Origin of the sequence: Streptomyces sp. NPDC086787, from assembly GCF_044745865.1 — a bacterium.
Lineage (GTDB): Bacteria > Actinomycetota > Actinomycetes > Streptomycetales > Streptomycetaceae > Streptomyces.
On record NZ_JBIVBC010000022.1, the window covers coordinates 48,947 to 60,499 of the forward strand.

Consider the following 11,553-nt stretch of genomic DNA (forward strand, 5'->3'; position numbering starts at 1 on the left):
CTCGGCGAATGCCGAGGGCCCCTCTCATTCATGCCTACTCCCCGAGCAGCACCCGCACCCGCTCCTGCCCCACCGCCAGCAGCAGCGTGGGCAGCCGGGGACCGGTGTCACGGCCGACGAGCAGGTGGTAGAGCAGGGCGAAGAACGTCCGCTGGGCGGTCTTGATCTCCGGCGGGAGCTCCTTGGGCGTGGCGTCGGCGGAGAAGCCGGCCTGGACCTTCGGCACGCCGTAGACGAGGTGGGTCAGACCGTCCAGGGACCAGTGCTCGGCGAGCCCGTCGAGCAGCAGCCGTACGGACTGCTGGGACGCCTCGTCCAGCGACTTCAGCAGTTCGGCGTCGGGCTCCGCGCGGACGATGGTCCGCTGGTCGGCGGGCACCTGTGTGTTGATCCACGCCTCGGCCCGGTCGAACCGGGGCCGCACCTCGTCCAGCGATACCGGCGCCTCGGCCGGGTCCAGCTCGGTGAGGATGCGCAGGGCCTGGTTCTGGTTGCCGGCGGTGATGTCGGCGACCGAGGCCAGCGTGCGGTACGGCATCGGGCGGGGCGTGCTCGGCAGTTCGCCGCCCGCCGTGCCCACCGCGCGCGAGTACGCGGCGACATCGCCCGGCAGCGCGGAGCCGTCGGCGACCTTGGCCGCCAGCTTGTCCCACTCGTCGTAGAGCCGCTGGATCTCCTGGTCGAAGGCGATCTTGAAGGACTGGTTGGGCCGACGGCGGGCGTACAGCCAGCGCAGCAGCTGCGGCTCCATGATCTTCAGCGCGTCCGCGGGCGTCGGCACGCCACCCCGGGACGACGACATCTTGGCCATGCCGCTGATGCCGACGAACGCGTACATCGGGCCGATGGGCTGCTCGCCGCCGAAGATGCCGACGATCTGGCCGCCGACCTGGAAACTGGAGCCCGGGGAGGAGTGGTCGACACCGCTCGGCTCGAAGACGACGCCCTCGAAGGCCCACCGCATCGGCCAGTCGACCTTCCAGACCAGCTTGCCGCGGTTGAACTCGCTCAGCCGGACCGTCTCGGCGAAGCCGCACTCGGCGCAGGTGTAGGCGAGTTCGGTGGTGTCGTCGTCGTACGAGGTGACGGTGGTGAGGTCCTTGCCGCAGCCGCCGCAGTACGGCTTGTACGGGAAGTACCCGGCGGAGCCCGTGCTGCCGTCGTCCTCGCCGGCCGCGCCGGAACCCTCCGCGGCCTCCAGCTCGGCCTCGTCCACCGGCTTCTGGCCCTGCTGCTTCTTGGCCTTCGGCTTGGTGCGGTACTGGGCGAGGATCGCGTCGATGTCGCCGCGGTGCTTCATGGCGTGCAGGATCTGCTCGCGGTAGGCACCGGAGGTGTACTGCTCGGTCTGGCTGATCCCGTCGAACTCCACGCCCAGCTCGGCGAGGGACTCGATCATGGCGGCCTTGAAGTGCTCGGCCCAGGTCGCGTACGGCGAACCCGCCGGGGCGGGCACCGAGGTCAGCGGCTTGCCGATGTGCTCGGCCCACGACGCGTCCACACCGGCGATGCCCGCGGGCACCTTGCGGTAGCGGTCGTAGTCGTCCCAGGAGATGAGGTGCCGGACCTCGTACCCACGGCGGCGGACCTCGTCGGCGACGAGGTGCGGGGTCATGACCTCACGCAGGTTGCCCAGGTGGATCGGCCCCGACGGGGACAGGCCGGACGCGACCACAACGGGTTTGCCCGGGGCCCGACGCTCCGACTCCTCGATGACCTCATCCGCGAAACGGGAGACCCAGTCGGTGGTCTCGGTGCTCTGAGCCACGTTCGGCACGTCCTCTTGATCCAGGAACTGTTGAGATGGTCCCGCTCATTCTCCCAGACCGACCCGCGACCAGGAAAACGGCTTTACCCCGCGTGGGATACTGGCCGGGTCTATCCATCCCCACGAGGAGAACGGCACCCCTTCCTATGGCCTCGGTCACGTCCCTCAGCGACTCCGTCCACCAGCACCTCGCGACCGCGCTCTCGGCAGCCCTGCCGGACGCCGGCTCCGCGGACCCGCTGCTGCGACGAAGCGACCGGGCCGACTTCCAGGCCAACGGCATCCTGGCGCTGGCCAAGAAGGCGAAGGCGAACCCGAGGGAGCTGGCCGCGCAGGTGGTCTCCGGGATCGCCACCGACGGTGTGATCAAGGACATCGAGGTCTCCGGCCCCGGCTTCCTGAACATCACGATCGCGGACCGGGCGATCACCGAGAACCTGGCCGCGCGGTACGCGGACGACACCGGCCGCCTCGGCGTGCCGTTCGCCGCGCAGCCGGGCACGACGGTGATCGACTACGCCCAGCCGAACGTGGCGAAGGAGATGCACGTCGGCCATCTGCGGTCCGCCGTGATCGGCGACGCGGTGGTCCAGATCCTGGAGTTCACCGGCGAGACCGTGGTCCGCAGGCACCACATCGGCGACTGGGGAACCCAGTTCGGCATGCTCATCCAGTATCTGATCGAGCACCCGCACGAGCTGGACCACAAGGGCGCGGCGGAGGTCTCCGGTGAGGAGGCCATGTCGAACCTGAACCGGCTCTACAAGGCGGCGCGGACGCTCTTCGACTCCGACGAGGAGTTCAAGACGCGGGCGCGGCGCCGGGTGGTCGACCTCCAGGCGGGCGAGCCCGAGACCCTCGCCATGTGGCAGAAGTTCGTGGACGAGTCGAAGATCTACTTCTACTCGGTCTTCGACAAGCTGGACATGGAGATCCGGGACCCGGACGTGGTCGGCGAGTCGGGCTACAACGACATGCTGGACGAGACCTGCCGCCTCCTGGAGGAATCGGGGGTGGCGGTCCGCTCCGACGGTGCGCTCTGTGTGTTCTTCGACGATGTGAAGGGCCCGGACGGCAACCCGGTCCCGCTGATCGTGAAGAAGTCGGACGGTGGCTACGGCTACGCGGCGACCGACCTCTCGGCGATCAGGGACCGTGTCTTCAACCTCAAGGCGAACACCCTCGTCTACGTGGTCGACGCCCGTCAGTCCCTGCACTTCAAGATGGTCTTCGAGACCGCGCGCAGGGCGGGCTGGCTGGGCGACAACGTGCAGGCGCAGCAACTGGCCTTCGGCACGGTGCTGGGCAAGGACGGCAAGCCGTTCAAGACGCGTGAGGGCGAGACGGTCCGGCTGGTGGATCTTCTGGACGAGGCGATCGAGCGGGCCACCGCCGTAGTGCGGGAGAAGGCCGAGAAGGTGGGCCTGAGCGAGCAGGAGATCGAGGAGAACGGCCGGTACGTCGGCATCGGCGCCGTGAAGTACGCGGACCTCTCGACCTCCGCCGTCCGGGACTACAAGTTCGACCTGGACCAGATGGTCTCGCTGAACGGCGACACGTCGGTGTACCTCCAGTACGCGTACGCCCGTATCCGGTCGATCTTCGGCAAGGCCGGCGATCGTGCGCCGCTGGCCCACCCGGAGCTCGAACTGGCCCCGGCGGAGCGGACGTTGGGTCTGCACCTGGACCGGTTCGGGGAGACGCTGGACGAGGCGGCCGGCGAGTACGCGCCGCACAAGCTGGCGGCGTATCTGTACCAGCTGGCGTCGCTCTACACGACGTTCTACGACCAGTGCCCGGTCATCAAGCCGGCGCCGGCGCAGGAGGTCGCGGAGAACCGCCTCTTCCTGTGCGATCTCACGGCCCGCACGCTCCACCGGGGCATGGCCCTGCTGGGCATCAGGACCCCTGACCGCCTCTGACCACAACCGCTCACCACAGTCGCTGACGCCGGCGGGTGAACTTCCCGCGCCGCCGTGCCTCCGGGCATCGCGGCACGGGGAGCGACCGGTAGATACGACAAAACCGGTCGAACCGCAACAGAAGCAGGCAAAGCGCTGATGGCGAGCCAGAAGGCCCGGCGGACCCGTGCCCAGCGACGCTGGGCCGGGTGCACGGGTGCACGGGTGCACAGGGCTCGCGGCGGTGGCGGCCGTGGTGCTCCCTTCCGCGCCCGCCCGCGCGGCGGACGTCGACTGCGACACCGGCGACACCATCACCGGCAACACCCCCACCAACTGCCTCCGCAGCCCGGTCGTCGTCACCGGCTGCGTCGGCTGAACCGGTCCCGCTCCCCGGCCGCCACGAACTCCGCCCACACCGACTTGCCCGGGGCCCGCTCCCCCACGCCCCACTTGTCGGCCAGCAACGACACCAGCAGCAGGCCACGGCCGCCCTCGTCCGCCTCGTCCGGGATCCTCGGCACGCCGGATCCACTGTCGTGCACCTCCACGCGCACCACCTCACCGTCGTAACGGATCCTCAGCAGGAAACCCCGGCCGGGCGGCACGCCGTGCAGCAGCGCGTTCGTCGCCAGCTCGCTCACGCACAGCGACACGTCTCCGGCGCGGTCCCACGCGTCCAGCCCCCAGTACGTCAGCGACCACCGCGCGAAGTGCCTGGCCGCGGGTACGGAGCGGCGGGACCGGCCGTAGAACTGATCCCGCTGGTAGGGGAGTTCTGTTTCTGCGTTCACGGGGCGAATATCGCTCAGAGTCAATAGCGTGGAGCAGTGCGTGAGCCCGTACAAAAAGGTTGTACGGCTCCGCATGCGATCGAACCGGGGCACGCACGGGGAGTTGAGCCACCATGACATCCAAGAAGCCTGCACGGAAGAACCAGTCGGCCTTGAAGATGCTGGGCGCCCAACTCGCGGCAGCGCGCCGTACGGCCGGTCTCACCCAACAACTCCTGTCCACCGAAGCCAAGATCACCATGGACACGCTGGCGTCGATCGAGCAGGGCCGCCGCGTACTGAAGCTGGACCACGCTCAGTCGATGGACAGGATCCTGGACACCAAGGGGACCCTGACCGCCGGGGTGCAGAACCTGCCGGAGATCGACCAGTTCCCGCTGTTCGCCGAGGAGTACATGGCGCAGGAGCGGGAGGCCATCTCGCTCTGCTGGTTCGACGCGATGGTCATGCCGGGTCTGCTCCAGACCCCGGAGTACGCGGAAGCGGTGCTGCGCGAGCGGGTACCGGCCTACGACTCGGACGAACTCGCCACCAAGCTGGAAGCGCGGCTCGACCGCCAGGAGATCCTCCAGCGCAAGAAGCCACCGACGATGAGCTTCGTCATCTGGGAACCGGTGCTACAACTCGCCCTTGTGGGCGAGGAGGCACGGCGCAGGCAGTTGCGGCGGCTGCGGGAGTGCGCCGACCTGCCGGAGCTCACCCTTCAGATCCTGCCCATGCGGACACCTTCGCACGCGGGCCTCGACGGCCCCTTCACCCTGCTGGAGACGCCCGATCACCAGCACCTCGCCTACACCGAAGGCCAGCGCGGCAGTCAGTGGGTGGCCGACCTCGACGAGGTGTCCATCCTGGCCCGCAAATATGCGATGCTGCGATCGCAGGCCGATTCTCCGCAGAGGACCAAGAGCCTGCTCGACGGCCTGCTAGGAGAGCAATGAGCACCGCAGCACTTCAGTGGTTCAAATCGAGTTACAGCGGCAGCGAGGGCGGCCAGTGCCTCGAAACCGCCTACACCTGGCGGAAGTCGAGCTACAGCAGCGACGAAGGTGGCCAGTGCCTCGAAGTGGCCGACTGCCCCCGCACCATCCACATCCGCGACTCCAAGCACACCCCCGGCGACGGACCGACCCTCCAGGTGGCTCCGGCCAGTTGGGCCGCCTTCACCGCGTCGGTCAAGTAGTCGCGGAGTCCCGTCGGGCGTCCACGAAATCATGGGCATGCCATGCCGAGTGATTGTCGGTGGTGGCCTCTAGAGTCACGGGTATGGCGACTCTTCCCAACCCGCTGCCCACACTGGCGACCGACCCGAGCGGTCGCTCGCTGGGGCTTCAACTCCCGCCCGGACGCGTCATAGACGAGCTGCTGTGGTGCGCGGACGGACCCGCGTCGGCCAGCGGCTGGACCGCGCTCCAGCGCGTCCGGCAGACGGCCGGGCTGCTGCCCGTGCTGCTGGACGCGGGAGGCGATCTGGGCGGCCCGGAGAACTGGGAACTCCTCCCGGAGGAGACGTCGTATCCGGGGGACCACGACGCGGAGGAAGTGCTGGCCGAGGCCTGGGACGAGTGGCCGGGCCTCGCGCCCGCCGGGACGCCCGAGGCCGCCCCGGAGGCGCGGGCCGCCGAGTCCGTGGCCGCACTGCTGGACACGGCTCCCAGAACCTCCGACCACCGGCTGGCCCTCGTCCCGGCCCGCCGCTCCGCCGACATACCGGCCGCCTTCGGCTGGACCGGCCCCGTCAACTACGAGCAGGACGTGGCCCGCCTCTGCGCCGTGCTCCGCTCCTGGGAGGACCGCTTCGGCATACGCGTCATCGCCCTCTCCTACGCCGGCCTGGTCGTCTCCGTCGCCGCACCGCCCGCCACCCCGGCCGACGCGGAGGCACTCACCGTCGAGCACTTCGCCTTCTGCCCTGACCGGACCGGGGAGACCGAGGACGAGCTGCGGGACTACGCCAAGCACCTGACCGGCGCGCGCACCTGGACGTTCCACTGGGACTGATAGGACTGATCACCGGGACCGGGCCGCCCCGCTGAAGCGTCCCGGAACGGCGTCCCAGGGGGCGCCGTTCCAGCAGGTCAGGGGCACGGTCCCGGGCCGGGCGTCCCGGATCGTCCGGGAACGGTGGTCACCGACGGGAGTCTCCGCGCAGGCTGTTGGCACCGCCGACCGCCCCGCCCAGGAGTCCCCGATGCCCGCACGCCCAGTACCGGCCCGCCTCCGTCCGCTCGTTGCCGCCGCGCTCACGCTGGCCGCGGCGCTCACCCTGACGGCGTGCCGGGACGGTCAGGGCGTACGCGACGAGGGCCCGCCGTCCTCCGTCGGCTCCCAGCACTACTCGGTCGTACCCGCCTTGACCCAGGCAGGGCCGCCCAGCGGGAACTCGTAGCCCGGGCGCCCGTTGTTCCCGCTCGTGCGGAACGGCCGTCCGGAGTCGTTGATGCGGAGCGTGCCGCTGCGCGAACCGCTGGACCAGGAGAGTTCCAGCTCCCAGTTCACGAGATAGGCGGAGGCGTCCGCCTTGATGTAGAAGACCTCCGGATCCGACTCGCTCACCTTGAACGGGAAGTTCCGGTGCCCGGCCTCGGGGATGACCAAGGGGCGGGCCGCGTCCAGGGCGACGCTGAAGGAGCGGGTCGGGACGCCCCCGCCGCAGCCGACGCCCGGGTAGCCCATGGCGAAGTCGTTCCAGGCGAGCGGCTCGCTCTTGTCCAGGATGCGGACCTTGAGGCTGTTGACGACCACGGTCTGCTTGCCGGTGCCCTGCACGGTGGCCGCGACGTACTGCTCCCCGGAGGAGACGGCGCCCTGCGAGGCCACCCAGGCCGTCGCGGTGTCCTGGGTCGGCGGCGGTGCCACACTCGCCGACGGCCGATCGATCAGGTAGTGCTGGCCGCAGGGGCCTTCCCACTCGTAGGGCCGGGTGACGACGGACAGCGGCGGCGGGGTGTCCGCCCCGCCGTCCCGCGCCTTGCCCTCAGCTCCCGTCCGGTCCGAACCGCCCGGCTTCTTCTGCGAGGACGGGGCGGACGGGGACGAGTGCGCGGCGGAGCCCGAGGCCGACACGGACGGCGAGACGCCGCCACCGGGCGATACGGTGCCGCCCTCCTTCCCGCCCTGCGGCGAAGCGGCCCCGGCCGAGCTGTCCTTCGTGGGTCTCCCGCCGTCCGACGGGAGACCCAGCGCCAGGGTGACACCACCGACCACGGCGACGGCCGCGACGGCGGCGACCAGGGGCGTGCGTATCCGGCGGCGGCTTCCCGTTCCCCGGCCGACGGCGACACCCGGGAGCCGTCCCCGGGACCGCTCCGCCGCGTCGTCGACGGGCTCCGTCACTTCGTCGACCGCTGCCCCGGACTCGGCGGCCACCGTGGGCGCGACCGTCGGCGCCGGTGCGGACGGCGCGGGATCCCCGGCCTTCCGCCCCCGGTCCGCGTCCGCGAGCACCCATCTCCGGTGCAGCTCGACCAGTTGCTCCGACGTGGCCTTGCAGAGCCGGGCCAGCCGCTCCACGGGCGCGTAGTCCGCCGGTACGGAGTCGCCGTTGCAGTAGCGGTGCAACGTCGACGTACTCATGTGCAACCGCTTGGCGAGCACCCCGTAGCTGAGCCCCGAGGCGTCCTTCAACTCCCGCAGCAGTTCGGCGAAACCGTCGCCGGCAGTGCTGTCCGGCACTGTTCCTCCATCCCCCACGTCCCGTTCCCCCGTTCCAGGGAAGGGTTGTTTCCGCAGTTCAGAGCCGATAAGGCCATTCCAGTGTCCCTGATCGCCCGCCGGATGTGGCAAGCGGAACGATGCTTCCTACAAGCTTTGGCCATACAAACACGCCGCCCCGGCAGACCCGCCAGGCGGCGCACCGAACCCCCTTTTCCCGGAAGAGGATTCCCATGCCTGCACGCCGTACCGCCCGCGCCACCCGCCTGTTCGCCGCCGCCGGCGTCGCGATCGCCGCGCTCTCCCTCACGGCGTGCAACGACGGCTCGGGGCCGAAGGACGAGGGCGCCGCCAAGACCTCCGCCACGGCCACCGGCGGCGGCGCGGCGACCGGCACGGGCGGGGCCTCCGACACGGGCTCGGGCACGTCCGGTTCGGGCACCTCGGCCTCGTCGGGCTCGAAGGGCACCGGATCCTCCGGCGGTTCCGCGGGTTCCGCCGGCTCGGGCTCCTCCACCAAGGGCGGCTCCGCCGGGTCCGGCCGGTCGGGCCGCGTCACCTGCAACGGCTCCAACACCAAGGTCACCGCGCAGACGGTGTCCCACCCGCTCAACCACATGCTGATCACGGTGAAGAACACCGGCTCGAAGACCTGCGACCTGACCTACTACCCGGTGCTGCGCTTCGACGAGATGCAGTGGGTGCCGCAGGCCGACGAGGACTCCCACCCGCAGGCGGTGACCACCCTCGCCCCCGGTGAGTCCGGTTACGCGGGCGTCCAGCTGTCCGCCGCCGACGGCTCCGGCCAGGGCGGCATGACCGGCAAGCGGCTGACCGTCGCCTTCCAGGGCCGTACGCCCAACAGCAGCGGTGGCGCCTCCGCGACGCCGACGCTGCCCTCGAAGGGCGTGTACTACGACAGCTCCCTTCAGGTCACCTACTGGCAGTCGGACGCGGACACCGCGCTCAACTTCTGATCCGAACGACGGGCCCTAGCCCAGCCGCCCCATCTTCTGGGCCGCCTCGGTGGCCCAGTAGGTGAGGATGGTGCGCGCACCGGCCCGCTTGATGCCGGTCAGCGTCTCGAAGATCGCCCGGTCGCGGTCGATCCAGCCCTTCTCCGCGGCGGCCTCGACCATCGAGTACTCGCCGGAGATCTGGTAGGCGGCGACCGGCACGTCCACGGCGTCGGAGACCCGGGCCAGGATGTCCAGGTAGGGCCCGGCGGGCTTCACCATCACCATGTCGGCCCCCTCCTCCAGGTCGAGGGCCAGCTCCCGCAGCGACTCGCGCCAGTTGGCCGGGTCCTGCTGGTACGTCTTGCGGTCACCCCGCAGCGAGGAGCCGACGGCCTCCCGGAAGGGCCCGTAGAAGGCGGAGGAGTACTTGGCGGTGTAGGCGAGGATGGCGACGTCGTCGCGGCCGATCTGGTCGAGGGCGTCCCGGACGACCCCGATCTGCCCGTCCATCATCCCGCTCGGCCCCACGACATGGGCGCCCGCGTCGGCCTGCACCTGGGCCATCTCGGCGTACCGCTCCAGGGTCGCGTCGTTGTCCACCCGGCCGTGCTCGTCGAGCACCCCGCAGTGCCCGTGGTCGGTGGTCTCGTCCAGGCACAGGTCGGACATGACGAGCAACTCGTCGCCCACCTCGGCCCGTACGTCACGGATCGCGACCTGGAGGATCCCGTCCGGGTCGGTACCCGGCGTCCCGAGGCCGTCCTTCTTCGACTCCTCCGGCACCCCGAACAGCATGATCCCGGAGATCCCCGCCTCGACGGCCTCCGCGGCCGCCTTCTTCAGGCTGTCCCGGGTGTGCTGCACGACCCCGGGCATGGCGGCGATCGGCACCGGCTCGCTCACGCCCTCGCGCACGAACGCGGGGAGGATGAGGTCGGCCGGGTGCAGCCGGGTCTCGGCGACCATGCGGCGCATGACGGGCGTGGTGCGCAGCCGCCGGGGACGCGTACCGGGGAAGGATCCGTACTTCGTCATGGACCTACGCTACGCCCGGCGAAGACCCTGTCTTGCCGACTCCGTGTCGACCGGCTCGCCCGGCGTCACGGCGTGAGATAGGTGTGGAAGACGTTCTCCGGGTCGTACACGCTCTTCAGCGCCCGCAGCCGCTCCCAGCCGTCCGGGGCGTACGACCGCCGGGCCCTGGCGGGATCGGCGGTGAGGTCCGCCTCGGCGATGTAGTGGCCGGTTCCGTACGGCTCGACGACGCGCATGACGTCCCGCACCCAGCGCGTGTTGGCCGCGTCCTCGGCCGGGTCGCCCCAGCTGGCGAAGGGGGCGAGATAGGTCTCGCCCAGCACCGGGAAGGCCATGCCGCGCGAGAGGGTGCGGTCCCGCGAGACCGGCCACAGGGGCGCGAGGACCAGGGACCGCTCGGAGGGGGCCGCGGCGACCGTGGCGGCGAGCGCGGGCAGCAGGGTCTCGTACCCGGTGTCCGACCACAGGGTGTCCACGGCGTTGCGGTAACCCGGGGCCCAGAAGGCGGCCGACGCGTCGTACAGGTCCTCGAAGGTCCTCGGCCGGTCCACCGTCCTCGACAGGGCGCGATCGGCCAGTGGGCAGTCCCGCAGCGGCTCCAGGCAGCGCAGGGCCTCCTCGTGCGTGCGGGCGAAGGCGGTGCCGGTGAAGCTGATCACCTTGGGTCTCGGCGTCGCCGTCGTGACGTCGGAGGACGCGGTCGCGAGCATGAAGGACGCCTCGACGTTCGCCGGCAGCCGCTCGGCCGCGCCGACGGCCCAGCGGGTCACCGGTTCGACGTCCGCCAGGGGAAACGTGTACGAGGTCTCGGCGATCGCCGTCGGCAGGTCGTACAGCGACACATGGAAGCGGGTGGCGACGGCGAAGAAGCCGGGGCCCGCGCCACGGGCGGCCCAGAAGAGGTCCGGGTTCTCGTCCTCGCCGCAGGTGAGGGTGGAGCCGTCCGCCGTGACCACCTCGACCGCGCGCACGCTCGCGGCGGCCGGCCCGAGCGCACCCGAGTTCCAGCCGAGGCCGCCGCTGAGCAGATAGCCGCCCAGGGCGACGGGTCCGCAGTGCCCGCCCGGGAAGGCGAGGCCGTGCGGGGCGAGCGCGGCGACGAACTCGCGACCGCTGAGCGCCGGTTGCACCGTGGCGGTGCGCGAGGCCGGGTCCAGCTCGTAGGCGTCGAGCGCGGAGAGGTCGATGAGCATGCCGCCGTCCCGCAGTGGTGAGCCGCACCAGCTGTGCCCGTGGGAGCGCAGGGCGATCCGGTGCCCCTCGGCGCGGGCCAGCCGGACGGCCGCCGGGACGTCGCGGTCGGAGGCGACCCGGACGATCAGGTCGGGAAAGCGCTGCGGCCTGAGCTCGTTCCACAGCATGGCCGACCAGGTGCTGTCGTAGGCGGCGTCGCCACGCCGGACGACCTCCCCCTCGATTCCCCCGGTGTCACCGCTCATGACGGC

At 70.8% G+C, this 11,553-nt stretch carries 12 protein-coding genes; 6 read left to right on the forward strand and 6 right to left on the reverse strand.

What is annotated here, in order from left to right; translation table 11 throughout:
* Positions 1–34: 34 nt before the first annotated feature.
* The gene (lysS, locus tag ACIPK3_RS31755) at positions 35–1,777 is read right to left on the reverse strand and encodes a lysine--tRNA ligase (protein ID WP_402575287.1); all 1,743 of its coding nucleotides are present in this window, start codon (positions 1,775–1,777) and stop codon (positions 35–37) included.
* Positions 1,778–1,914: 137 nt separating this feature from the next.
* On the opposite strand from lysS, the gene argS reads away from it, so the two are divergent.
* Complete coding sequence (gene argS / locus ACIPK3_RS31760; RefSeq protein ID WP_402575289.1) at positions 1,915–3,690, forward strand: arginine--tRNA ligase; 1,776 nt, start codon at positions 1,915–1,917, stop codon at positions 3,688–3,690.
* A gap of 232 nt (positions 3,691–3,922) precedes the next feature.
* Positions 3,923–4,048, forward strand: coding sequence for a hypothetical protein (locus tag ACIPK3_RS31765; protein WP_402575291.1), 126 nt, complete (start codon positions 3,923–3,925; stop codon positions 4,046–4,048).
* On the opposite strand, the gene ACIPK3_RS31770 is transcribed toward ACIPK3_RS31765, so the two are convergent.
* On the reverse strand, positions 4,029–4,463 hold the full coding sequence (locus ACIPK3_RS31770; RefSeq protein ID WP_402575292.1) for an ATP-binding protein: 435 nt from the start codon (positions 4,461–4,463) through the stop codon (positions 4,029–4,031). The two genes, ACIPK3_RS31765 and ACIPK3_RS31770, sit on opposite strands and share 20 nt — an antisense overlap.
* Positions 4,464–4,576: 113 nt before the next feature.
* Here ACIPK3_RS31770 and ACIPK3_RS31775 point away from each other — a divergent pair, with 113 nt between their 5' ends.
* From ACIPK3_RS31775 to ACIPK3_RS31785, 3 genes are all read left to right on the forward strand, one after another.
* Positions 4,577–5,401: a Scr1 family TA system antitoxin-like transcriptional regulator gene (locus tag ACIPK3_RS31775; RefSeq protein ID WP_402575294.1), complete on the forward strand. Its 825-nt coding sequence runs from the start codon at positions 4,577–4,579 to the stop codon at positions 5,399–5,401.
* The gene (locus tag ACIPK3_RS31780; protein WP_402575296.1) at positions 5,398–5,643 is read left to right on the forward strand and encodes a DUF397 domain-containing protein; all 246 of its coding nucleotides are present in this window, start codon (positions 5,398–5,400) and stop codon (positions 5,641–5,643) included. The genes ACIPK3_RS31775 and ACIPK3_RS31780 overlap by 4 nt, the downstream gene beginning before the upstream one ends.
* Before the next feature lie 83 nt (positions 5,644–5,726).
* Positions 5,727–6,461, forward strand: a complete 735-nt coding sequence (locus ACIPK3_RS31785; RefSeq protein ID WP_402575298.1) for a DUF4253 domain-containing protein — start codon at positions 5,727–5,729, stop codon at positions 6,459–6,461.
* 127 nt (positions 6,462–6,588) lie between these two features.
* Here the strand turns inward: ACIPK3_RS31785 and ACIPK3_RS31790 are convergent, their stop codons facing one another.
* Together ACIPK3_RS31790 and ACIPK3_RS31795 are read right to left on the reverse strand one after the other, a co-directional pair.
* Positions 6,589–6,795 (reverse strand): hypothetical protein, encoded by a 207-nt coding sequence (locus ACIPK3_RS31790; RefSeq protein WP_402575300.1) that lies wholly within the window; start codon positions 6,793–6,795, stop codon positions 6,589–6,591.
* The gene (locus ACIPK3_RS31795) at positions 6,795–8,135 is read right to left on the reverse strand and encodes a helix-turn-helix domain-containing protein (protein WP_402575302.1); all 1,341 of its coding nucleotides are present in this window, start codon (positions 8,133–8,135) and stop codon (positions 6,795–6,797) included. Before ACIPK3_RS31795 ends, ACIPK3_RS31790 begins: the two co-directional genes overlap by 1 nt.
* Positions 8,136–8,347: 212 nt before the next feature.
* Here ACIPK3_RS31795 and ACIPK3_RS31800 point away from each other — a divergent pair, with 212 nt between their 5' ends.
* Positions 8,348–9,091, forward strand: coding sequence for a DUF4232 domain-containing protein (locus tag ACIPK3_RS31800; RefSeq protein WP_402575304.1), 744 nt, complete (start codon positions 8,348–8,350; stop codon positions 9,089–9,091).
* Positions 9,092–9,106: 15 nt separating this feature from the next.
* On the opposite strand, the gene hemB is transcribed toward ACIPK3_RS31800, so the two are convergent.
* On the reverse strand, positions 9,107–10,108 hold the full coding sequence (gene hemB / locus ACIPK3_RS31805) for a porphobilinogen synthase (protein ID WP_402575305.1): 1,002 nt from the start codon (positions 10,106–10,108) through the stop codon (positions 9,107–9,109).
* A gap of 65 nt (positions 10,109–10,173) precedes the next feature.
* Entirely contained in the window at positions 10,174–11,547 is a 1,374-nt protein-coding gene (locus tag ACIPK3_RS31810) for an FAD-binding oxidoreductase (RefSeq protein WP_402575307.1), read from the reverse strand.
* Between the last annotated feature and the right edge of the window lie 6 nt (positions 11,548–11,553).